Origin of the sequence: Nonomuraea sp. NPDC050404, assembly GCF_040655495.1 — a bacterium.
Lineage (GTDB): Bacteria > Actinomycetota > Actinomycetes > Streptosporangiales > Streptosporangiaceae > Nonomuraea.
On sequence record NZ_JBFAKB010000001.1, the window covers coordinates 440748 to 462362 of the forward strand.

Here is a 21615-nt window from a genome sequence, read left to right on the forward strand (position 1 = left end):
GAACAGGACGGTTAATTGGACCAGAAGACCGTGCTCGCCGTGGACGTCGGTGGCACCAAGATCGCTGCTGGGCTGGTCGGGGCCGACGGCCGGGCCGGCAGGCACGCCGAGACCCCGACCCCGGCGACCGAGCCCCTGCTCGTCCGGGCGATGCGGGACCTGCTGACCTCGGTGCTGGCAGGCACGCCGATCAGCGCGGTCGGGCTGGCCTCGGCGGGGCCCCTCGACATGCCCCGCGGCACGGTCAGCCCCGTGAACATCCCCGCCTGGCGCGACTTCCCGCTGGTGGAGCTGGCGAGCGAGATCGTGCCAGGCGTTCCGGTCACCCTGGTGGGCGACGGCATCGCGGCGGCGGTGGGCGAGCACTGGCTCGGCGCCGGCCGCGGGGCCACCTCGATGCTCGGGATCGTCGTCTCGACCGGCATCGGCGGCGGGCTGGTGCTCAACGGCACGCCGTACCCCGGGCCGAGCGGCAACGCCGGCCACATCGGTCATGCGGTGGTCGATCCCGGCGGGCCCACCTGCTCGTGCGGGGGCGCCGGCTGCGTCGAGGCGTACGCGAGTGGTCCCTCTATGGTCCGCTGGGCCCAGGAACAGGGCTGGACCGGCGCCGACGCCCGAGCCCTTGCCGATGACGCCGCTCGGAACCACCCGATCGCACTGGCCGCCTTCGACCGGGGCACCCAGGCCCTCGCCCAGGGCATCGTCGCGACGGCCGCGGTGTGCGACCTCGACCGGGTCGTGATCGGCGGCGGCGTCTCGGCGGCCGGCCAGACCCTCTTCGGGCCGCTGCGAGACCACGTCAAGCGGCTGGCCACCCTCGGCTTCGTGCAGCGGCTCACCGTCGAGCCGTTCGCCCTCGGACGGCAGGCCGGCCTCCTCGGGGCCGCCCGCACCGCCCTGCTCGCCTCGTAGACCTCGAAGTCCAGGCGGGAAACCCGCCCTGGGCGCGGTAAACGCGTTGAGGGGCGGCTCGCCGGCGTGCGAAGGTGGTCTCCGGCGAAGGGACGCATCGATGAGGTCGTTCACGGGGAAGCTGGCCGTCGTCACCGGCGGCGGTTCGGGGATGGGCCGCGAGCTGGTCGTCCAGCTGGCGGCCTACGGCTGTTCGGTCGCCGTCTGCGACGTGGACGAGGCCGGCCTGGCCGGCACCGCCGAGCGCGCCCGCGAAACCGCGCCCGGCGACGTGCTCATCACCACCCACCGCTGCGACGTGTCGGATGCGGCCCAGGTGGCGGCGTTCAGGGACGAGGTCGCCGAGCGGCACCGGGCCGGTCACATCAACCTGCTGTTCAACAACGCGGGCATCGGCGGCGGCAACAGCTTCGTCAACAGCCCCCAGGACGAGTGGGAGCGCACGTTCAACGTCTGCTGGGGCGGGGTGTACAACTGCTCGCGCGCCTTCATGCCGCTGCTGCTCGCGAGCGACGAGGGTTGCCTGGTCAACACCAGCAGTGTCAACGGCTTCTGGGCGGCCGGCCCCGGCGTGCCGGTCACCGCCTACAGCGCCGCCAAGTTCGCCATCAAGGGCTTCTCCGAGGCGATGCTGACGGACCTGCGGCTCAACGCGCCACACGTGCGGGTCGCGCTGGTGATGCCGGGTCACGTCGGCACCGACATCGTGAACAACTCCCGGCGGGCCCATGGCCGCAACGGGCCGGACGACATCACCGACCGGGAGGTCGAGGAGAGCCGCGCGCTCATCGCCGCCGGCACCGGCGCTCCCGCGGACCAGTTGGGCGACGCGGAGGTCCGTGCGCTGATCATGTCGATGGGCGACGGCTTCAGGGACAACGCGCCGCTGTCGGCCGCCGACGCCGCGACCGTCATCCTCGACGGCGTCCGTGCCGGCACCTGGCGCATCCTGGTCGGCGAGGACGCCCACGCCTTCGACGCCGCGATGCGCGCCGACCCGCTGGACCTGTACACGCCGGGCAGCCCCACCCTCGCCTCGATCCTCGATACCGTCCGCATCATCGCCCAGTGACCTGACCGGCCCCGGGGCGACCAGTTCCGAAAAGCGTCCACGACCCGGGCAGCCGCGCCGCCCTGGCCGTGGACGTGTTGCCGCGGGATCAATCGGTCACGGGGTGAGGCGGAAGGTGGCGTCGGAGCGTTCGGTCGCGGTGCTGACCAGGTCCACGCGCAGCACGTAGTTGGAGTGGCGCAGGTAGCGGTCGGGGGCGTTGTGGGAGCGGAAGGACGACCAGGCCGAGTCCGCCAGCCCGGCGACCCGGTGGAAGGTCGCGTCGGCGCGGAAGGCGGCGGTGTTGTCGTTCGCGTCCAGCCGTACCTCGTAGTTGTAGTGCCGCAGGTAGCGGCCGGGGAAGTTGACCGACTCGAACGACACCCCGGCCGAGTCGGCCAGGCCGGGCACCATCCGCCACATTTGGTCCTGGTAGGGGTCGAACGGGTAGGCGTCGATGCGGGCGGCGTAGTTCGCGTGCCTGACGTAGCGGTCGGGGAAGTTGGAGGACTTCAGCCGGGTCCAGTTCGGCGAACCCCACCGGGAGACCAGGCCGCTGTACTCGGCGGCGGTGATCCCCGCGATCGAGCCGTGCTTGGCGTTCAGCGGCGGTGTGTAGGTGCGCTGGTTCAGCGCGGTCCAGGAATTGCCGCCGACGTTCGTGGACGACCAGGCGTAGTAGTCGTTGTTGACCGGGCTGAAGGAGTCGCCCCACAACCACCAGCCGTTGCCGCTGTTGTTCTTGATCAGCAGCGGTGCCTCCATGGCGTTGCCCTGGCGCAGGCCGCTGGTGTAGGTGGTGTAGCTGTTCGCGGCGCCGGTGGAGGAGCGGGCGCCGTACAGCAGCCCGTTGGACAGGTTCTTGTAGTACAGGTAGAAGGTCGAGCCGTCCACCACGATGTCGCCGTCCAGCACCGGGAAGCCGGGGCTGAAGTACACCTGGTTGGTGCTGACCGTGCGGAAGTCCGAGGTGTAGTTGACCATGAACACGTCGGTGGAGCCGTTGTTGGCCGAGTAGACGATGCCGTACTGGCCGCGCGAGGCGTCCCAGAACGCGGTCGGCGCCCACGTGTGGGTGTTCAGCGTGTGCATCCTGATCCGGCGGTAGCCGGTGAGGCTGCGCAGGTCGGTGGAGTCCCACACGTGCAGGTACTGGCTGTTCTGGCTGAAGTCGGTGCCTTTGAGGTCGGTGGCAAGGATCACGAACGTGCCGTCCTGCTTGCGCAGGATGAACGGGTCGCGCAGGCCCGTCGTCCCGGCCGTCGGGGTGGCCACCGGGTTGTTCTGGTTCAGCGGGGTCCAGTTCAGGCCGTCCTGGCTGACCGCCAGGTGCAGGCCGTAGTCGGCGCCGTTCATGTTGGGCGACTCGGTGAAGTACGCGAACACATAGGCGGTGTTCGCGGCCGAGGCCGGGGAGGCGTTGATGCCGAGCACCGCGCATAAGGCGGCCAGGAGGACGAGTGCTCTTCTGCGTGACATCGCGGGGACAGCCCTTCTGCCGGATGATCTCTTGTTAGCGTTAACATTCTGTCGACGAACTTGCCGTTGACAGCTGAGCATGGAGAGATGTGCATGAGTGTTAACGCGAACAGCGCACTCGTCAAGGGCCGCCCCGAGGGCCGGGTGTGCGCCCGGCCCCCGTCGGCAGGTCAGCTCTGCCAGGCTTCGGCGGGCACCGGCGGCAGGGTGTCGCCGGTCTCCAGCAGCGTCTTGAGGTCGGAGAGCAGGTGCGGCCAGCCGGTGCTGACCATCTCGTGCATCGTGCTGCCGGCCGGGAATTCGTCGTGGATCACGGTGAGCTTGACGGTCTCGCCGAACGGCTGGATGTCGAAGGTGACCCTCGACCGCTTCTCGGCGGCGAGCTTGGCGCGCGTCTCCTCCGCCACGCCCATGGCGGCTCCCCATTCGGGCGTCGGCGTGTGCCAGGCGTAGGAGAGCCGGCGGTGCGGCTCGGCCTCCAAAACCACCTGGGCGGGGTCTTCGGTACGGCTCCCGCCCTCGTTCCACACCATGGCCGACCCCGGCCGCCAGTCGGTCTCGAACGTGACGCCCCAGTACCGGCTGGTGAACGCCGGATCGGTGAGCGCCTGCCACAGCCGCTCGGGGGTGGTCTTGATGAAGGTGGTGTACACGAAGGTGGGAGTGGTGGGCTCGCTCATCGGTACTGACTCCAATGCCTGTTTGAGGTCGGCGAGCGCCACGGCCCGCCGCCGGTCGTACTGGTTGATCCAGCGGTCGGCGATCGCGAGGATCGGCGCCGCGTTGAGGTAGTGCAGCTTCTCCCGGCCACGGCGCACCGTGGTCACCAGATTCGCCTCCTCCAGCACCGCGAGGTGCTTGCTGACGGACTGGCGGGTCATGTCCAGGCCCGCGCACAGCTCCCCCAGCCGCTGTCCGTTGCGGAGGTTGAGGCTGTCGAGAAGCCGGCGGCGGCTCGGATCGGCCAGCGCCTTGAAGACTTCGTCCATGCCGGGGCGACTCCAAAGAAAATGCAACCTTCTGGCTGCATAAAAGCTTAGGCAGCCATAAGGTTGCATGTCAATTCGGGTCAGCCCCGGACGGGTGTGAGCCGGAGGGAGAGCGGCTCCTGCGACGGCGGCTCGGCCCGGGTGGTCAGGGCGTCGCCGATCTCGACCTCACCGCTGCCCGACCTGTCCAGGTGCGCGGTGACGATGACGGTCTGGCGGGGGTCCCATTCCGGGCTCGGCAGGGTGAACGGGATGCGCCGCTCGGCGCTCGCGTCGTACGAGACCGAGGGCAGCGTCAGCTCCGCCAGCGGGGTCGCCGGCGCGTCGGCCTCGGTCACGTCCAGGACGCGGATGCGTAGCGTCGCGTCCTGGAACGAGCCGAGCACGGGGGTCAGGACGACCTCACCCTGCAGATCGGGCACGGGATCGGGCACCGTCAGGAGTTCAGCACCGCGTAGCGGGCCTCGATGTCGACCGGGCCGCCGGTGAGGTTGCGGATCTCGATGAAGTACTTCAGGAACGCCGCCGCCTGGCGGTCGACCTGCACGCGCCACTCGATCTGCGCGTCGCCGTCCACCATCGGCCACGTCGGGGCCACCAGCCAGGCCACCCGCCAGGCCTCCGGCCAGCTGTGGGTGAACCAGCGGCGGGTCGAGTTGGCGGGCACCTGTCCCTGGAACTGCACACCTAGGATCATGTCCGAACCTCGCTGTCGTCACGGTCTTGGGGAGCTTCCGGCGCGCCGCCCGCGTCCTGGACCTGCGTGTCGTAGACGATCTCCCCCGCGGCGAGGTCGCCTACCTGTCGCGGGGCGGCCCCGCCGTCGATGGTGGGGGCGGTCATGGCCGGTACGGGGGCCTGCGGGCCGTCGAGCTGCGCGGGCGCGGGCCCGGCGTCGATGGCGTCGGCCCATTCGGTGCCCGGCTTGCCGGTCTCGGCATTCTCGGTGGGGATCACGAAACGGGCTCCTCTCTCAGGTGGCGTTGAGGCTCCAGCCGAGCACGTCGTAACGCGCCTCGATCTCGATCTGACCGGAGGTCAGGTTGGTGATGGCCAGGAAGTACTTCAGCAGCCCGCCGGACTGCCGGGTGACCTGGACGTTCCACGAGACCTGCGCGGGGCCGTCCACGATCGGGGCCCTGGGGGCGACGGTCCAGATGACGTACCACTGCGCCGGCCAGCTGTGGGTGAACCAGCGGCTGGTGGCGAACGCCTCGACCTTGCCGGTGAACTGCGTGCCGGAGAAGCGGGCCGCCGGTTCGAGGTTCTGGTACATCGCGCGCACGGCCCGGCAGTCGCCGGGGCTCAGCCCCTGCCGCTGGCCGATCTCGACGTTCTGCAGCGGCACGATCGTGTCCTGCCCGTTGCTGGAGAACGCCCAGCGCGGATAGTGCATGATCGAGTGGTAGTCGTACGGGCCGACGTCGTCGCCGTCGGTGATGTGCTGGTTGAAGTTGTGCGCGTTCGCCTGCTGGATGTTCTGCCAGTGGATGGTGACGAACCGGTCCCGGTCCTCGCGGCTCTGCTCGTGCCACAGGCCCGACGCGTGGCCGATCTCGTGAATGGTGGAACCGGTGTCGCAGCCGGCGGCCAGCGTGATGTTCTGCCTGCCGGTGATCCGGCCGACCGCCGAGCTGCAGCCGCCGCCCGGCTGGAACATCACGAAGTTGGGGAACTGCGCCTGGTTGGCGGGGGTGCGGCGGATGAAGCGGATCCTCGTGTTGCGTTCCCAGTGCGCGATGGCGTCGGTGACCCGGGCCTGGTTCGGCAGGTTCGCGTCGATGTCGTACGGCACCTGGCCGCCCGGCCAGCGGAACTGCGTACCGGGGATGATGATCCCGGCCTGCTCCTCGGCCACCGTGGTGTCCGGCACGTCGCCCGCGCTGATCAGGACGAGCTCGATGTCCCCCTCGAAGAGGGGACGCCCGTCGACCACGGTGTACTGGACGGCCTTCGGGCCTTTCGTGGCCAGTTGCACCAGCCCCGTCTCCACCGTGGGACCGACCTGGAATTGACCGAACCCCATCGTTTGCTGTGCGCCGCTGTTTTCTGGCATACGGCCTCCTGTCAATGGGTGCGGTGCCCACAGAACATGGGAAAGCTAAGCCAGGCTGTACTGGAATGGCCGCGGAATGCTTGATCCTTTCTGCATTCCCCCGTTGCAGCCCTGACCTGCCCCGTTAGCATCTACCCGGGCCTGTGAACGGTCAAGGGTTTTGCGCGGCGTCACATTATGATTTTTTTCCGGGAAATCAGGGGGCCGCAATTCATGAGATTACTTCAGGCCGGACCGTACGAACGCGTTGACGATGTGCCGCTGCAACACCAGGTAGAGCGCGAACACCGGCAGGCAGGCCAGCCCCGCCGTGGCCATCAGCGGCCCCCAGTCGTTGCCCTCGGTGCCCATGAAGCTGCGCAGGCCGAGCTGGATCACCGAGTTGGAGCGCTGCAGCACCATCGCGGGCCAGAAGTACTCGTTCCACGCGGTGATGAACAGCAGGATGCCGAGGGCCGCCAGCACGGGGCGGAGCGAGGGCACCACCACCGTCCACAGCGCCGACCAGGACGAGCGGCCGTCCATGCGGGCCGCGTCGAGCAGGTCCTTGGGGAAGCTCATCAGATGCTCGCGCAGCAGCAGCACGCCCAGCGCCGAGCACAGGTTCGGCACGATCACCCCGGCCAGCGTCTCCAGCAGCCCGAGCCGGGCCAGCAGCGCGTAGTTCGGCAACATGGTGGCCTGGAAGGGCACCAGCCACGTGCCCACGAACGCCAGGTACAGCAGCCGCTGGAACGGGAAGCGCCAGCCGGCGAAGGCGTAGGCGGCCAGCAACCCGACCAGCAGTTGCCCGGCCGCGGTCAGCAAGGCCACGGTCGCGGTGTTGGCCAGCATGCCGAGCACGTCGTTCTTGGCCAGCGCGTCGGTGTAGCTGTCGATGGACAGCGGCCAGGGCAGCGGCGACAGGTCGTAGACGTCGCCGGGGGCGCGCAACGACGTCGCGTACAGCCAGTAGATCGGGAACAGGCAGGCCAGGCTGAGCAGCGCCAGCACGGCGTGCCCCGCGATGCGTCGGGTCACGTGCTTCCGTTCAGTCGTCGTGGTGGCTGAGCCGGTCGGACAGGCCGGCCAGCAGGGCCGCGACCAGCATGAAGCCGAGGAAGAAGATCATTCCTGCGGCGGCGGCCAGCCCCGCGTCGTGGCTGCGGAAGCCGTACTCCCACAGCAGGTAGTAGATGTTCGTGGTCGAGCCGGCCGGGCCGCCCGAGGTCAGCGTGTCCACCAGCGGGAACGTCCACTGGGCGGACAGCAGTACCGTCATCAGCGCCAGGAACGCCAGCGTCGGCGAGAGCAGCGGCAGCGTCACCCAGCGGGTGATCTGGCCGTCGGACGCGCCGTCCATCTGCGCGGCGGCCGTGTAGTCCGGGTTGATCCCGGTCAGTCCCGCCGCCACCACCAGCACCGCGAACCCGACCACGTGCCAGCCGGTGATCACGACGATCGCCCACTGCGCGGTGCCGGTGCTGTTCAGCCAGTTGACGTCGGTGCCGAGCACGGCGTTGACGGCGCCCGCGCCCGGGTCGAGCAGCCACTGCCAGACCGCCGCGCCGGCCACCGGCGCGACCAGCATCGGCGCGAACACCAATCCCCGGTACACCTGCTCCATCCGGCCCCGCACCCGGCGCGCCAGCAGCGCCACGACGACCGGGGTCAGCACCGTGAACGGCAACATCCCGACGATCACCGCGAACGTGCGCCCGACCGCCTCGCCCAGCTCGGGGGTGGTCAGCAGGCGTTCGTAGTTCGCCAGGCCGACCTGTTCGATGGGCGAGGTGGGGACGAGGTTCCAGGAGTGGAAGGACAGGTTGAGCGTCTGGGTCAGCGGCCGGTACGTCCAGATGATCAGCAGCGCCAGCCCCGGGGCGAGGTACAGGTACGGGGCCAGGCGCGGCAGCCGGTCACGCAACGACGGACGCGCCGCCGCCACCGCCACCCGCGGCGGCCCCGCCCCGAGGGCACGGGAGGACTTCTCCGCCGTCACCACTTGGCCACCGCCTCGCGGATCAGGCGCACCCTGGCCTCCCTGTCGGTGTCGTACACCTGGGCGGCGTGTGACAGCGGCACCGCCGTGGCGACGACCTGCGTGCCGAACACGTCGATCCGGCTGAAGGCGGCGTCGGCGTGGGCGCCCAGCCGGCCGTGCGGGGGCGTGCCGGCGACGCCGTACGCGAGCGCGGGCCCCACCCACACCGGCACTCCCCCGATGGAGCCGCAACCGGCGTGGTGCGCGTGGCCGGTCACCACGAGCCGCACGTCCCGGCCCTCCAGCACGGGCGCCAGCCGCTCGGCCTCACGCATCCGCAGCAGGTGGACAGTGGGCACGGGGGAAGGGACGGGCGGGTGGTGGAAGGCCAGCAGGCTGCCGAGCGGCGCGGGCTCGGCCAGCACCTCGCCCAGCCCGCCGAGCTGCTCGTCCGACAGGTAGCCGTCGTGCCGTCCCGGCTCGGTGCTGTCCAGCACGATCACGCGCAGCCCGCCGATCTGGTGCACGCCGTCGCACGCGGCTCCGTCCAGCAGTTCCGCGCGGAAGGCGGGGCGGGTGTCGTGGTTGCCCATGGCGTACAGGACCTGGGCGCCGAGCCGCTCGGCCACCGGCTCGACCAGGTGGCGCAGGCGGCGGTAGGCGGCCGGCGAGCCGTCGTCGGTGAGGTCGCCGGTGAGCAGGAAGGCCGACACCGGCTGCCCGGACTCCTCCACCATGGCCAGCGCGCGCGTCAGGTTCGCGGCGGTGTCCACCAGCCCGTGCATCAGTTCGCCCTCGGGCAGCAGGTGGGTGTCGGAGAGCTGGATGAGGGTGAGGTCCGGCGTCATCGGCGGCTTGGCGGGCTGTGCGGTCATCAGCGGCCGCCCAGCAGCTTGGAGACCTTGTCCTGCTCCGCGCGGAGCGTGGTGTCCACGTCGGCGCCCTGGAAGACGGCGTTCTCCACGGCCGACATCATGCCGTCGCGCACCTGAAGGTAGGAGGTGCCGGGGACGGACACCCAGGGTTCCAGGCGGGTGAGCTGCTCCAGGTTCGGTTCGAGGTAGGGATTCTGCCCGGCCCACGTCTTGAGCCCGGCGGCGTCCTCGACCAGGCCCGTGCGCAGCGGCAGGTAACCGATCTTGGTGGCGATCGTGGTGTAGGCCCGCTCACCGGTCAGGTACGTGATCAGCTCCCAGGCGGCCCGCCGCTTGGCCGGGTCGGCGGCGAACACGAACAGCGCCGCGCCCGAGTTCGTCGGCACCGCCGGCTTGCCCTCGAATCCGGGCATGGCCGCGGCCCCGAGCTTCCACTTGTCCTGCGAGCCCTTGACGAACGTGCCCTGCAGCGCGCTCGACTCCAGGATCATGCCGAGGTCGCCGCGCGCGAACGCCTCGACGGCCTGCTGCTGGGTGAGGTTCGGCATCGCGCCGGACTTGACCATGCCCTGCATCGTGCGCACCACGCCGGCGGCGGCGGGCTCGGCGAACGTGAGCTTCGTGCGATCCTCGGACAGGACCCGGCCGCCGTTGGAGCGTACCAGCGCCTGGAAACACCAGTCCTTGGCCGACTTGGTCAGGCAGTCCACGTAGGCGCCGCCCTTGCCGGTCTTCTCCTTGATCGCCTTGGCCGCCCGCTCGACGTCGGCCCAGGTCTTGGGTGGCGCGGCGGGGTCGAGGCCGGCGGCCTCGAACAGGTCGCCGTTGAGGTAGAGCATCGGGGTGGACAACACGAACGGCACCCCGTACGTCTTGCCGTTCCAGTCGCCGAGCGTGCGAACCCGGTCGGCGTACGGGTGCGCGGCCCCGTCGAAGTTCGCCTGCACCACCTCCTTGCCGACCAGGTCGTCCAGGGGGACGGCCTTGAGCTGGTTGACGGTGAAGTCCAGGTCGCTGAAGCCGAGTTGCGCCACGTCGGGCGGGGTGCCGACGGCCATCTGGCTCTGCAGGCTGGAGATCGTGTCGGTGGCCGGGTTCGCGCTGTTGCCCTGCGGCTTCTGCGCGGTGACCTTGATGTTCGGGTGCTCCTTCTGGAAGGCGCCGATGAGCTCGTTGAAGGTGTCGGTCCACGCGCCGGCCTGGCCGAAGTTGTAGCTCTCGAACACGATCGACACCTGCTGCCCGGCGGCCAGCGACGGCGCCTTGCCGACCTGCGCGGCCGGGCCGGTCGCGGCGGGCGCGACGTCGGGGCCGCACGCGGCCAGGAGCGGCGTGACGGCGAGTGCCGCGCACGCCAATGACAGGGACCTTCTCATCGAAGCGCTCTCTTTCTTACGCGAATTCCTACGCGAATTCCTACGCGGTGGGGTGTTTCAGACGGTGACGGAGGCGGGGCGCCAGGCCAGGCGCCTGCCGTCGGCCGGGTCGAACAGGTGCAGCCGCTCCGTGCGGACCGCCAGGTGCGCGTCCTGCCCGGCGGCCAGGCCGAGGGGCCGCGGCCCGCGCACGCAGAACCGGTTCTCGCCCGCCTGGCAGTGGGCGATCTCCTCGCCGCCGAGGTTCTCGACGGCGGTCACGGTGCCCCGCAGAGCCGCCGTCTCGGGGGTGGTCACGGTCAGGTGCTCGGGGCGGATGCCGAGCAGCACCTCCTGCCCCGGCCGCACCTCGGCGGCGACGTCCAGCGGCACGTCCACGCCGCCGGCCCGGACCGACAGCCCGCCGCCGTTATCGGGGGCGGTCTGGACGGTCGCTTCGATGACGTTCATCGAGGGGGAACCGAGGAAGCGGGCCACGAACACCGAGGCGGGCTCGTCGTACACCTCGGACGGGGTGCCGACCTGCTCCACGCGGCCCTCGTTCAGCAGGGCGATCCTGGTGGCCATGGTCATGGCCTCGACCTGGTCGTGGGTGACGTACAGGACGGTCGCGCCCAGGTCCCGGTGCAGCGCGGTGATCTCGGCGCGGGTGCTGGAGCGGAGCTTGGCGTCGAGGTTCGACAGCGGCTCGTCCATCAGGAACGCTCCAGGGTCGCGCACCAGGGCCCGGCCGAGCGCGACCCGCTGCCGCTGCCCGCCCGACAGTTCCTTGGGCCGGCGCTCCAGCAGCCCGCCCAGGTCGAGCGTCTTGGCCACGGCGTTCACCTTCTCCCGCATGGCCTCCTTGGACAGGCCGCGCGCACGCAGCGGGAAGGCGATGTTGCGGGCCACGGTGAGGTGCGGGTAGAGGGCGTAGCTCTGGAAGACCATCGCCAGGTCGCGGCGCTGCGGCGGGGTGTGGGTGATGTCGGCCTCACCCAGCAGGACCCGGCCCTCGCTGGGCGGCAGCAGCCCGGCGATCATGCGCAGCAGTGTGGACTTGCCGCAGCCGCTCGGGCCGAGCAGCACGAGGAACTCACCGTCCGCCACGTCCAGCCACACGTCGTCCACGGCCACGACCTGACCGAACCGCCGGCTCAGCCCCTCCACACGAATACGACTCACCGTCTGCGCACCTTTCCTTGCGACCGTCGGCGCGAGTGCATCAGCGGTCCGTGTACGCGGGGTTAACGCCCGGCCACCGGATATTCCGGGAAAGACGCCGTGACCTGCGGCGATGGGGGTTCCGGAGGGTTACGGCGATCGGAGTTGCCAATCAGGCGAGAGTTTTCCGCGCCACCCGGACCCGGGCTCCTGGCCAGGAACGTTTCGGCGGCTACGGGCGGTGGCCGAGGCGGGCGGACAGGCGGGCGGCGGCTTCGAGCAGTGGCTGGGCCGCCTCCTGAAGGTGCGGCTTGAAGCGGGCGCCCGGCCCCGTGACGCTCACGGCCGCGATCACCAGGCCGTCGTGGTCGAAGATCGGCGCGGCGGCGGAGACCGCGCCCTCCTGTCGCTCGCCCAGCGAGGTGGCATATCCCCGGCGCCTGATCGCGGCCAGCTCGGCGCGCAGCTTGTCCGGGTCGGTGATGGTCCTGGCGGTGAGGGCCCGGAGTTTGTGCCTGACCATGTAGCCCTCGATCTCCTCCTCCCGCAGGAACGCGAGGATCGCCTTGGAGGCGCTGCCCGCGTGCAACGGGTAGGGGATGCCGAGCGAGACCTCCATGCGCAGCTCCTGGGCGGGCACGACCTGGTCGACGTACAGGCGGGTGTCGCCGCGCCGTACGGACAGGGTGGCGGTCTCCTCCGTGCGCGCCGACAACCCGCGCAGCTCGGGGCCGGCCATGGCGCGCAGGTCGGTGCGGGCCAGGTAGGCGCGGCCGAGCGCGATGGCGGCGTGACCGAGCGAGTAGCGCCTGGTGACGGGGTCGAGCGCGATGAGCTCGCGGCTGCGCAGCGCCGTGAGGATGCGGTGGACGGCCGCCTTCGTCAGGTCGAGCTCCGTGGCGATCTCGGTCACGCCCAGGTCCGCGCGGGTGCTGCGGCCGAACAACAGCAGGACGTCCATCGCCCGCTCCACTGAGGCGATCGACCTGCTCTGGCTCTCGATCTCGGCTTGCGCGTTCACCAGCCCATCCTATTTTCGTGCGGGAAACACCGTCACGCTGAACACCGTCACGCTGAACACCATCACGCTGAACACCATCACGCTGGAGACCGCGCAGCCGCCGCCCCGGCACAAGGACGAGGTGTTCCGGCAGTGGCGGCGTGGCGGACCGGCCCCTTGAGCCGTGCGGGCGGCCCTGGACATGCGCCTGTGGTTCGCGGATCCTACCTTGGAAACGGAGTTTCTTCAGTTGTAACGGGAGGCCGGGTTGGTACGCGTCGCCGCGGTCCAGTACGAGGCCGGCACGGACCCCGGGGCCAACCTCGCCACCGGCCTGCGCATGATCGACGCGGCCGCGGCGCAGGGCGCGGAACTGATCGTGCTACCCGAATTCTGCAACCACCTGTCCTGGTACGAAAGCCGCGAACACGCCCGCGCGCGAGCCTGCCGCCCCGGCGACGCCTTCCTGAGCGCCATCGCCGAACGGGCCGCACGGCACCGCGCCCACATCAAGATCGGCGTCTCCCTGGCCCGCCGGGACGGGCGCACGACCGGCGCGTCCCTGCTCTACGGTCCCGGCGGGAGCCTGCTCGGCGAGGCGGACAAGCAGGTGCTGATGGGCGCGGAGAACGACCACCTCGACCCGGGCGACCGCGCGGGGCCCGTGGTGGCGACGGCGGCGGGCCGGCTCGGGATGTACGCGTGCATGGAGGGCGTGATCTGCGAGGTCGCCCGCTGCCTGGTGTTACGCGGGGCGCAGGTGCTGCTCAACAGCCTCAACTCCTTCGCCGTGGACGAGGCGGCCCTGCACGTCCCGGTCCGCGCCGCCGAGAACAAGGTGTGGGTCGTCGCGGCCAACAAGGTCGGCCCGCTGATCCCGGCCGACCGGCTGGCGGAGGTGAGCGCCAGGCTCGGGGTGCCGGCCGAGTGGCTGCACGGGGCGGGTGAGAGCCAGATCGTCGCCCCCGACGGGTCGGTGGTGGCGCGCGGGCCGCGTACCGGCGAGGCCGTGGTCGTGGCGGACATCGACCCGGCCGCCGCCGACGCCGTGCGGGCCCGCCATCTCGCCACCCGCCGCCCCGACCGCTACGGCCCGATCGCCGATCCGCCCCGCGACCGCACGGCCCCGGCGGGCGCGCCGCGGCTCGCGGTCGCCGTGGTGCGCGGCGAGGCCGATCTCGTACGCCGGGCCGCCGCCGGAGGGGCCCGGCTGATCGTCCTGCCCGAGGGCTCGCCGGTCACCCCGGAGCAGGCCGCACGGGCCCTGACGGGAACGGCGGCACACGCCGTAACCGGCACGGGCCTCCTCATCGGCGCCGACGGCCCGCTCGCACCCACACGCGACGGCCACGGCAGCACGGTCACACCGGCCCGCGACGGCCACAGCCGCGCGATCACACCGGCCCGCGACGGCCGCGGCAGCGCGAGTGGCGGCCCGTGCGACGTTCATGTGCTGCCGTGGGGGCGGCTGGCGGTCATCGTGGGTGCGGCGTCGCGGCATCCGGAGGAGTTCAGGCTCGCGGCGCTGGCCGAAGCCGACGTCGTGGCCGTGCCGTTCACCCCGCGCGAGCCGTGGGAGCTGCGGCTCGGCCTGCCGGAGCGCGCGGCGGAGAACCGCCTCAACATCGTCGCCGCCGGGCAGGACGGCCCGGACGGGCTGGCGGGCGCGATCCTCGCCCTCCCCGCCGACTTCACCCTGTGGACCGCGTGGCGGGGCCCGTTCACGGGACACATCAGCCATCCCGCGGTCACCCACGTCAAGAACGACGACCTGCTGGTCCAGGGCACCCTCTCCCCCGCCCAGAGTGTCAACCGCCTCGTCTCCAGGGGCACCGACCTGGTCGCGGGACGGCCGTGGCGGCTGGCCGGGGCACTGCTGGAAGGACGACCGTGAAGGACACGCCGCAGCACGTGGAGCAGCTGCTCGACCAGTCGCCCACGACCGACGTCACCGAGACGTTCGAGGAGTTCAAAGACCTGCTCGGGGAGCTCAAGGCCAAGATCGACGCCAGGTTCGAGCTGACCCGCGACCCGGCCTCGCCCGGCGAGTACGGCACGCACCCCGACGGCCCCGGCGGCCGGCTGGACGCCTACGCCGGGCCGGAGATCGACTGGCTGGTGCACTCCTGGCTGGGCCATCCGGCGGCGAGCTTCGCCAATCTGCACCTCACCGCCTGGCTCGGCCCCCGGATCAGGGTGCCGCACCTCGGCATCGCGCTGCTCGTGTGGCCGGAGGGCTGGTTCTACCAGGACTTCATCCCGAGGACGAGCCTCACGCGGGACAGCGGCCACTTCGACCGCTACTACGCCCCGCTCGACGCGGCCTGGCTGGCGTTCAAGGAGGACAACCCGGAGTTCGTCTGGTTCACCAGCAGGTCCGCCTTCATCCGGGCCAGCCTGTCGCCGAACGCCTACTGCTACTCCTTCCCCCGCGCCCGCCGGCACCTGGACGCGGTGCGCGACCTGCTGCACGCCCGCGTCGACCGCTGGCTGGAGTGGGTGGCGGGGGCCGAGCCGGTGCCGGCGGCCGAGCGGGCGGGCCTGGCCGCCGCGGATCTGGCGGTGCGCCGCAACATCGCCGAACGCGATCCCGCGAACGTCATGGGCGTGCGTTACTTCGGCGAGGAGCTGACCGGCCGCCTGGTCAGAGGGCTCTGGGGCGGCGACCGCGAGCTGCCGAGGCCGTCATGATCCGGTCGTTGTGGTGGGCCGCCAAGACCGGCGGGCAGCCGCCCTTCGACACCGCCCACCTGAAGGTGCACTACCCGGGCGCCGCCGAGGGTGACCGGCTGAGCGGGGTCTTCGCGCCCGAGGGCGGGCCGTACCCGGTCGTGTTGTTCGTCTCGGGGATCAACGTCGGGCAGGACGCCTACCGCTGGCTGGCCGTCGAGATCGCGCGGGCCGGGTTCGTGTGCGTCACCTTCGACCGGGTCGGCGAGTTGCCCGGCGGGCACGGCCTGACGCCGGGGGTGGACCTGGAGGCCGCCGGGCCGGCCGCGTACGGGACCCGGCCGACGTGCCCGGCCATCGGCGCGGTGCTGGCGGCGCTGGCGGGGATCGACCTGCTCAAGGGGGCGATCGACCTCGACCGGGTGGCGCTGGGCGGGCACTCGGCGGGCGGCACCGTGGCGCTCCAGTCGGCCGGGCACTTCCCCTCGGTGCGGGCGGTGTTCGCCTACGGCGCGCACACCATGGCGGCCACGATGCTGGGGTGGCCGCCGGGCACCGTCCTGCCGGTGCGGGCGGACTGTCCCGTGCTGCTGGCGGCCGGCACCCGCGACGGCGTGATCATGGGCAGCGCCGGCAGGTACGGCGTGGAGGGGCACGCCCACGATCCGGTCACCCGTACCTTCGAGGAGGCCCTGGGCGAGGGCGAGCACCTGCTGTCCGTGCTGGAGGGCGCGAACCACTTCGCCATCGCCGACCCGGTGGACCCCACGGCGGCCCGCGCCTTCCTCGACCAGCCCGCCACCACCCACCGCCGGCCCGAGCTGGCCCGGCTGATCACCTCTTTCCTGCGCACCCACCTGCACGGCGACGCGGCGGCGCGTGTTGTGCTGGAGGGTCTGAACCTCAGGAGGAGCCATGCTTAAGAACTTCTGGTACGCCGTCGAGTTCAGCCACGCGGTGCGGCGCCGGCCGCGCAAGGTCACCTGCCTCGGCCAGGACTTCGTGTTGTGGCGGCGGCGCGACGGGCAGGTCGCCGTCCTGTCCGACCTGTGCGTGCACCGGGGCGGCGCCCTGTCGATGGGCACGCTCGCCGGGCAGGACCGCATCGCCTGCCCGTACCACGGCTGGGAGTACGAGCCGGACGGGACCTGCGTGAAGATCCCCGCCAATCCGCCCGGCCGCGGCATTCCCAAGAAGGCACGCGTGGACGCCTACCCGTGCGTCGAGCGCTACGGCCTGGTCTGGGCCTACCTGGGCGATCTGCCGGAGGAGCAACGCCCGCCGATGCCGCACGTCCCCGAGCACGACGACCCGTCCTTCCGCGCCGTCTACTGGGAGACGACGGTCGAGGCCAACTACGAGCGCACGATGGAGAACGTGGTGGACGCCGCGCACACGCCGTTCGTGCACGGCACCTCCTTCGGCAACCCCGACAAGCCGGAAATTCCCGATTTCGAGGTGACGCAGGACGAGTGGCAGGCGGAGGCGGACATCCGGCTCAGCCCGCCGCCGCCGAAGGGGCTGTGGGGCCTGCTGCGCTCCGGCACGCGGCCCGAGCACGTGGTCGTCACCAACGGCTGGTACCTGCCGAACGTCGTCAAGCTGCACGTACGGCTGCCGTTCGGCGACCTCATCCTGTACGACCACAACCTCCCGCTCACCCAGGGCCGCACCCTGGTGAAGATCGTCGGCTACCGCAACTTCTTCACCGGCAAGTGGGCCGACGGGAACGCGCGCAAGCGCATCGCCAAGATCTTCGAGCAGGACCGGCCCGTGGTGGAGTCGCAGCGGCCCGAACTGCTGCCCTTCGACCTGTCCGCGGAGCTGCACATCCGCAGCGACGCCCTCCAGGTCGCCTACCGGCGGCGGCGCGCGCAGCTCATCGACCGGGGCTGGTGGGTCGGGGGCGACGACCTGGTCATGGGCGACGTGCCGCGCCGCCAGGCCACCGTCATCGCCTCGCCGGCGCGCCGGGAGAACCCCGAACTGGCCCGCGCCTGGGTGCACAAGAACCGTGGAGGACAGGACGCATGAGCCTGCCCGCGACGCTGAGCGAGCACACCCTGGAACGCCTGGCCACCGCCCTGGACCTGCGCACCGGCGAGGACGTGCCGCTGACCTCGCCGATGTCACCCGCCCCGGTCGGACGCCTGCGTGTCCTGCGACCCGCCGCCGGCGAGGTGGCGAAGGTGGTCGCGGTGTCGCTGGTGGTGCCGCCGATCGGCCTGGACAGCCACATGATCTTCGCGTTCACCCGCTCCGGATCCGCGACCCCGCACTTCACGCTCGACGCCGTCGCCTCGGCCGACCACCACGCCCTGCACCTGGACCTGATCCCCCGCGCCGACCTGGCCGTCCACCTGCCCTACCTCGACCTGTGCTTCTCCCCGCTCACCGAGCCCCTGGAGGAGTCCTGGCGGATCGACGGCCTGTCCCCCGCGGCGGTCGGCCCGCGCCGGCGGGCGATGATGTCCCCCTGGATGCTGGTCTGCCGCGCCACGCAGGAGGCTTTCGCCAAGCTCGACCCCACCGTGGACGCCTACCTCACCCACTGGCTGGCCCTGCTCGCCTCGGACGTGCCGGTGCCGCCCGGCGCGGACCCGGCCGGCCGCGACCGTGCGAACAGGGCCAACCTGTTCTCCCCCGGCGTGGACCCGGTCTGGCACCAGGTGGGCCGGCTGCTGGGTGCGGAGCAGGCCGAACGCGTCCGCGGGGAGTTGCTCACGTGAGCGGGCCGAGCGAGTGACACGGCAGGCCGTCCCCGTTCGCGTTCGGGGTGACCGACGGCCTCTGGTTTCCCCTATGGAAACATTTCGGGCAGTCGCGCCAGGCCCCCGCATTTACCGCAATTGCGCCGCGTTCAGCCGGGCGATCTCGTCCGGGGTGAGCTCGATGATCGCCGCGTCCAGGTTCTCCTCCAGATGGGCGAGCGACCCCGTGCCCGGCGTGGGCAGGATGACCGGCGAGCGGTGCAGCAGCCACGCCAGCGCCACCTGCCCGGCGGTGGCCCCGCGGCGCCGCGCCACCTCCGGCAGGCCGGTCGTGGCCAGCGCGCCGTTGCCCAGCGGAAACCAGGGCAGGAACGCCAGGCCCTCGCGCTCGCACACCTCCAGCACCGGCGTCGATTCGCGATCCAGCAGGTTGAAGCGGTTCTGCACCGAGGCGATCGGCGTGATCTCCAGGGCCTGCTCCAGCTCCGCCACGCTCACCGTGTCCAGCCCGATGTGCCGGATCTTGCCCTCGGCCCGCAGCTCCGCCAGCGTGCCGAGCTGGTCTGCCGCCGGCACTTGCGGGTCGATCCGGTGGAGCTGGTAGAGGTCGATCGTCTCGGTCCGCAGGCGGCGCAGGCTCGCCTCGCACATCTCGCGCAGCCGTTCGGGCCGCCCGTCGGCGTGCCAGAGGTTGGGCCCCGTACGGACGACGCCGCCCTTCGTCGCCACCACCAGATCGTCCGCGTACGGGTGCAGCGCCTCGGCCACCAGTTCCTCGGCGAGGTCGGGCCCGTAGTTGTCGGCCGTGTCGATGAGCGTCACCCCGCGCTCCACGGCCCGGCGGAGCACCGCCACGGCGCGGCCCGGCTCCAGGCGTGGCCCCCAGTAACCGGGCCCGGTCAGCATGCCGGTGCCGTACCCCAGACGCCGCACCCGCAGCTCGCCCGCGATCTCGAACTCCTGGTTGATCATCGCGCCATTGTCCCACTCGCATCGATGACACATCTTCTGGCCGCACGTCTGTGAAAGCGTCACAGGGAACCGGGGGTCGGGTTGAGGATCAGGCTGGTGCGGTGGTGGGCCACCAGTTCGGCCAGGCCGGGATCGAACTCGGCGACGATCTGCTTGACGCGGAACTCGGCCAGAGGGCCCAGGGTGTCGTAGATCTCGACGAACACGCTCCTGGCCGCGCTCCTGGGCCAGCCGGCGGGCAGCAGTTCGGCGGGCAGATCGGGATCGTGGCCGGGGAAGGTGCGCCAGGTGTCCATGATCCCCGTACGCGCCACCAGGGCCTCGGACGCGCTCACCGCCCCGCCGCGGACGCGCTCCAGCAGCGGCGAGTACCGCGCCGTGAACTCCTCATAAGTACGCCGGAGCCGGTCGAAGTCCCACGCCTCCCGCGGCGCCCGCATGCCGGCCAGATCCACCGCCCGCACCCGGAAGATCGTGGACGTGGGCACCTCCAGCTCGGTGAGCACCGCCGCCGCGTCGTCGGCGTTCGCCGTGGGAGAGACCCACAGCCCGTCGTAGAGCGGGGCGAAGCCGAGCCAGCGCAGCCGGGAACGCAGCGCGTGGCGCAGGCCGCGCCGCTCCTCGGAGACGGAGAACGCGGCCACCGTCCAGGAGCCGTCCCACGCTTCCTGCCGAAGCCCGAACGACATGATCCGCTGCCGCCCCTCCAGCAGCACGGCGGCGGCCCGGTCGGTCAGCCGGTAGTACGTGCGCCGCCCCACCTTGGCCGACTCCAGCAGATCCCGCCTGGCCAGCCGGGACAGCCCGGCACGGGCCGCCACCGGGGACACGCCGAACTCCCCGGCCAGGCGCACCAGCGCCGCGGACGGCAACTGCTCGGGCCTGCCGATCCAGTAGTCGCCCAGCAGCGTCGTGATCAGATGTTGCGGGGGCGCCCCCGCCTGGAAGCGCGGAAGATCGACCTCGCCCGCCCCGGCCCATGCGCCGTCGGTCACGCCAGGAGTATATGAACACCGCTTACGCCAGCACCCGCAAACGATTCGTCGTACGTCGGCTCCTCCCATGGGACGGAAACGAGAAGGAAACGATCGCGGGTCTAGACATGTCGGCAACCGGCCGGACCGGCGCGTGCGGCTGACGCGTGTCCGGCGTACCCGTGACAGGAGAGGACCTTCATCGTGAACCGTGTGGCAACAGCCGGGCTGGCCGGCCTGGCGTGCGTGATGCTGACCGTGAGCCTCTCACCCGCCGCCACCGCGGGCCGCGCCCGGTTCGGTGACGTGCAGAGCGCGCTCGGCGAACTGGCGAGGAGCCAGGAGGTGGTGGGCGCGATCGGCGCGCTCTACGTGGACGGCAGGAAGGTCGGCAAGGGCTCGGCCGGGACCCGGCTGCTGAACGGGGGCGGGCGGATCCCCGCCGGCGCCCGCTTCCGGATCGGCTCGCAGACCAAGTCCATGACCCAGGTCGCCATCATGAAGCTGGTCACCGAGAACCGGCTCGGCCTGGACGACAAGCTCGCCGACCTGCTGCCGGAGGTCGCGGAGAAGGATCTGGTGAAGCTGGCCGACCAGATCACCGTCGAGCAGCTGATCCACCACACCTCCGGCATCCCCAACTGGTACACCGCCGAACTGGTCGACTTCTTCGACTTCGACACCTACTACTCGCCGATGGAGCTCATCGCGAAGACCGCCGACGTGCCGCGCCCCTTCGCCCCCGGCCAGGGGTACGCCTACTCCAACACCAACTACTTCCTGCTCGGCCTGATCATCGAGCGGCTGACCGGCCACTCCGTGGCGGCCGAGTTCTCCGAGCGTTTCTTCAAGCCGCTCCGCATGCGGGACACCTACCTGCCGGTGAAGGCCCCAGGAGGCATCAAGGGGCCGCACGGCCACGGCTACCACCCCGACGAAAAGGGCAAGCTCCACGACTTCGACCGCCTCAACGTGAGCTTCGGCTACGCCGCGGGGGGCGTCATCTCGACCACGGACGACCTCAGCACCTTCCACCGGGCCCTGGCCGGGGATGACCTGCTGTCGAAGGCGGAGAAGGACGCGCTGAACGCCGGCCGCTGGCGCCCGGAGCCGTCCCCGTCGGCGCCTCCGGGCGCGGACCCCCGCGTCTGCGGCGAGTACACGTCGATCAAGGGCGGCTCGACCGGCTTCAACGCCATCACCTACAGCTCGCGGGATGCGAAGGTGCAGTTCGTCGTGTCCCTCACGCTGGGCACCTCGCACACCGATCCCGCCCTCGACCCGAAGGTCAGGAAGGCGGCCGAGGCGATCCTCTGCCCTGCCGGATAGACCACCGGAGTGGGGTGTACTCAGCTACACCCCACCCGGCACCCAGCCGGATGTTCCCGCTCGCGTACGCGCCGTAGCTTGACTGAGACGGCGTCCCGGCGGGCGAGGAGGA

General features: G+C 71.2%; 22 protein-coding genes. 8 read left to right on the top strand and 14 right to left on the bottom strand.

The window, feature by feature from the left end; translation table 11 throughout:
- Positions 1 to 15: 15 nt before the first annotated feature.
- Both AB0I81_RS01945 and AB0I81_RS01950 read left to right on the top strand, forming a co-directional pair.
- On the top strand, positions 16 to 915 hold the full coding sequence (locus tag AB0I81_RS01945) for an ROK family protein (protein WP_360648278.1): 900 nt from the start codon (positions 16 to 18) through the stop codon (positions 913 to 915).
- A 100-nt stretch (positions 916 to 1015) separates the two neighbouring features.
- Positions 1016 to 1987, top strand: coding sequence for an SDR family NAD(P)-dependent oxidoreductase (locus tag AB0I81_RS01950; protein WP_360648282.1), 972 nt, complete (start codon positions 1016 to 1018; stop codon positions 1985 to 1987).
- A gap of 96 nt (positions 1988 to 2083) precedes the next feature.
- On the opposite strand, the gene AB0I81_RS01955 is transcribed toward AB0I81_RS01950, so the two are convergent.
- The 12 genes from AB0I81_RS01955 to AB0I81_RS02010 all read right to left on the bottom strand — a co-directional run bounded on the left by AB0I81_RS01955 (position 2084) and on the right by AB0I81_RS02010 (position 12868).
- Positions 2084 to 3445: a glycoside hydrolase family 43 protein gene (locus AB0I81_RS01955; RefSeq protein ID WP_360648285.1), complete on the bottom strand. Its 1362-nt coding sequence runs from the start codon at positions 3443 to 3445 to the stop codon at positions 2084 to 2086.
- A 170-nt stretch (positions 3446 to 3615) separates the two neighbouring features.
- Positions 3616 to 4434, bottom strand: a complete 819-nt coding sequence (locus tag AB0I81_RS01960) for a metalloregulator ArsR/SmtB family transcription factor (RefSeq protein ID WP_360648288.1) — start codon at positions 4432 to 4434, stop codon at positions 3616 to 3618.
- An 80-nt stretch (positions 4435 to 4514) separates the two neighbouring features.
- Positions 4515 to 4868: a hypothetical protein gene (locus AB0I81_RS01965; protein ID WP_360648291.1), complete on the bottom strand. Its 354-nt coding sequence runs from the start codon at positions 4866 to 4868 to the stop codon at positions 4515 to 4517.
- Between the two features lie 2 nt (positions 4869 to 4870).
- Positions 4871 to 5131: a hypothetical protein gene (locus AB0I81_RS01970; RefSeq protein ID WP_360648294.1), complete on the bottom strand. Its 261-nt coding sequence runs from the start codon at positions 5129 to 5131 to the stop codon at positions 4871 to 4873.
- Positions 5128 to 5391 carry a hypothetical protein gene (locus AB0I81_RS01975; protein ID WP_360648297.1) on the bottom strand — a complete coding sequence of 88 codons (264 nt, stop codon included), beginning with the start codon at positions 5389 to 5391 and terminating at the stop codon, positions 5128 to 5130. The genes AB0I81_RS01970 and AB0I81_RS01975 overlap by 4 nt, the downstream gene beginning before the upstream one ends.
- Before the next feature lie 16 nt (positions 5392 to 5407).
- The gene (gene legP / locus AB0I81_RS01980) at positions 5408 to 6490 is read right to left on the bottom strand and encodes a Dot/Icm T4SS effector Zinc-dependent metalloprotease LegP (RefSeq protein WP_360648300.1); all 1083 of its coding nucleotides are present in this window, start codon (positions 6488 to 6490) and stop codon (positions 5408 to 5410) included.
- Between the two features lie 219 nt (positions 6491 to 6709).
- Entirely contained in the window at positions 6710 to 7510 is an 801-nt protein-coding gene (locus tag AB0I81_RS01985) for a carbohydrate ABC transporter permease (RefSeq protein WP_360648303.1), read from the bottom strand.
- A 10-nt stretch (positions 7511 to 7520) separates the two neighbouring features.
- Entirely contained in the window at positions 7521 to 8471 is a 951-nt protein-coding gene (locus AB0I81_RS01990) for a sugar ABC transporter permease (RefSeq protein WP_360648306.1), read from the bottom strand.
- Entirely contained in the window at positions 8468 to 9328 is an 861-nt protein-coding gene (locus AB0I81_RS01995; RefSeq protein ID WP_360648309.1) for a metallophosphoesterase, read from the bottom strand. The genes AB0I81_RS01990 and AB0I81_RS01995 overlap by 4 nt, the downstream gene beginning before the upstream one ends.
- The gene (locus AB0I81_RS02000; RefSeq protein WP_360648311.1) at positions 9328 to 10704 is read right to left on the bottom strand and encodes an extracellular solute-binding protein; all 1377 of its coding nucleotides are present in this window, start codon (positions 10702 to 10704) and stop codon (positions 9328 to 9330) included. Before AB0I81_RS02000 ends, AB0I81_RS01995 begins: the two co-directional genes overlap by 1 nt.
- 57 nt (positions 10705 to 10761) lie before the next feature.
- Entirely contained in the window at positions 10762 to 11868 is a 1107-nt protein-coding gene (locus AB0I81_RS02005) for an ABC transporter ATP-binding protein (protein ID WP_360648314.1), read from the bottom strand.
- 211 nt (positions 11869 to 12079) lie between these two features.
- Entirely contained in the window at positions 12080 to 12868 is a 789-nt protein-coding gene (locus tag AB0I81_RS02010) for an IclR family transcriptional regulator (protein ID WP_360648317.1), read from the bottom strand.
- Positions 12869 to 13115: 247 nt separating this feature from the next.
- Here AB0I81_RS02010 and AB0I81_RS02015 point away from each other — a divergent pair, with 247 nt between their 5' ends.
- Genes AB0I81_RS02015 through AB0I81_RS02035 form a run of 5 tightly spaced genes read left to right on the top strand, consistent with a single transcriptional unit; the run spans position 13116 to position 18246 of the window.
- Positions 13116 to 14741, top strand: coding sequence for a nitrilase-related carbon-nitrogen hydrolase (locus AB0I81_RS02015; protein WP_360648320.1), 1626 nt, complete (start codon positions 13116 to 13118; stop codon positions 14739 to 14741).
- Entirely contained in the window at positions 14738 to 15538 is an 801-nt protein-coding gene (locus AB0I81_RS02020; RefSeq protein WP_360648322.1) for an oxidoreductase, read from the top strand. Before AB0I81_RS02015 ends, AB0I81_RS02020 begins: the two co-directional genes overlap by 4 nt.
- On the top strand, positions 15535 to 16440 hold the full coding sequence (locus AB0I81_RS02025; protein ID WP_360648324.1) for an alpha/beta hydrolase: 906 nt from the start codon (positions 15535 to 15537) through the stop codon (positions 16438 to 16440). Before AB0I81_RS02020 ends, AB0I81_RS02025 begins: the two co-directional genes overlap by 4 nt.
- Entirely contained in the window at positions 16433 to 17551 is a 1119-nt protein-coding gene (locus tag AB0I81_RS02030; RefSeq protein ID WP_360648327.1) for an aromatic ring-hydroxylating dioxygenase subunit alpha, read from the top strand. The genes AB0I81_RS02025 and AB0I81_RS02030 overlap by 8 nt, the downstream gene beginning before the upstream one ends.
- Entirely contained in the window at positions 17548 to 18246 is a 699-nt protein-coding gene (locus AB0I81_RS02035) for a hypothetical protein (RefSeq protein ID WP_360648330.1), read from the top strand. Before AB0I81_RS02030 ends, AB0I81_RS02035 begins: the two co-directional genes overlap by 4 nt.
- Before the next feature lie 111 nt (positions 18247 to 18357).
- On the opposite strand, the gene AB0I81_RS02040 is transcribed toward AB0I81_RS02035, so the two are convergent.
- Positions 18358 to 19200, bottom strand: a complete 843-nt coding sequence (locus AB0I81_RS02040) for an aldo/keto reductase (protein ID WP_360648332.1) — start codon at positions 19198 to 19200, stop codon at positions 18358 to 18360.
- 59 nt (positions 19201 to 19259) lie between these two features.
- Positions 19260 to 20195 (bottom strand): PaaX family transcriptional regulator C-terminal domain-containing protein, encoded by a 936-nt coding sequence (locus AB0I81_RS02045; RefSeq protein ID WP_360648335.1) that lies wholly within the window; start codon positions 20193 to 20195, stop codon positions 19260 to 19262.
- A 183-nt stretch (positions 20196 to 20378) separates the two neighbouring features.
- Between AB0I81_RS02045 and AB0I81_RS02050 the strand changes: the two genes are divergently transcribed.
- Complete coding sequence (locus AB0I81_RS02050) at positions 20379 to 21503, top strand: serine hydrolase domain-containing protein (protein ID WP_360648338.1); 1125 nt, start codon at positions 20379 to 20381, stop codon at positions 21501 to 21503.
- The last annotated feature ends 112 nt before the right edge of the window (positions 21504 to 21615 follow it).

What these genes read in the sequence shown, in the direction of transcription:
- AB0I81_RS01955 (WP_360648285.1), bottom strand. Translation starts at nt 3,445, where the DNA reads ATGTCACGCAGAAGAGCACTCGTCCTCCTGGCCGCCTTATGCGCGGTG.
- AB0I81_RS01970 (WP_360648294.1), bottom strand. Translation starts at nt 5,131, where the DNA reads ATGATCCTAGGTGTGCAGTTCCAGGGACAGGTGCCCGCCAACTCGACC.
- AB0I81_RS02040 (WP_360648332.1), bottom strand. Translation starts at nt 19,200, where the DNA reads ATGATCAACCAGGAGTTCGAGATCGCGGGCGAGCTGCGGGTGCGGCGT.
- AB0I81_RS01950 (WP_360648282.1), top strand. Translation starts at nt 1,016, where the DNA reads ATGAGGTCGTTCACGGGGAAGCTGGCCGTCGTCACCGGCGGCGGTTCG.
- legP (WP_360648300.1), bottom strand. Translation starts at nt 6,490, where the DNA reads ATGCCAGAAAACAGCGGCGCACAGCAAACGATGGGGTTCGGTCAATTC.
- AB0I81_RS01960 (WP_360648288.1), bottom strand. Translation starts at nt 4,434, where the DNA reads ATGGACGAAGTCTTCAAGGCGCTGGCCGATCCGAGCCGCCGCCGGCTT.
- AB0I81_RS02000 (WP_360648311.1), bottom strand. Translation starts at nt 10,704, where the DNA reads ATGAGAAGGTCCCTGTCATTGGCGTGCGCGGCACTCGCCGTCACGCCG.
- AB0I81_RS02035 (WP_360648330.1), top strand. Translation starts at nt 17,548, where the DNA reads ATGAGCCTGCCCGCGACGCTGAGCGAGCACACCCTGGAACGCCTGGCC.
- AB0I81_RS02030 (WP_360648327.1), top strand. Translation starts at nt 16,433, where the DNA reads ATGCTTAAGAACTTCTGGTACGCCGTCGAGTTCAGCCACGCGGTGCGG.
- AB0I81_RS02025 (WP_360648324.1), top strand. Translation starts at nt 15,535, where the DNA reads ATGATCCGGTCGTTGTGGTGGGCCGCCAAGACCGGCGGGCAGCCGCCC.
- AB0I81_RS01995 (WP_360648309.1), bottom strand. Translation starts at nt 9,328, where the DNA reads ATGACCGCACAGCCCGCCAAGCCGCCGATGACGCCGGACCTCACCCTC.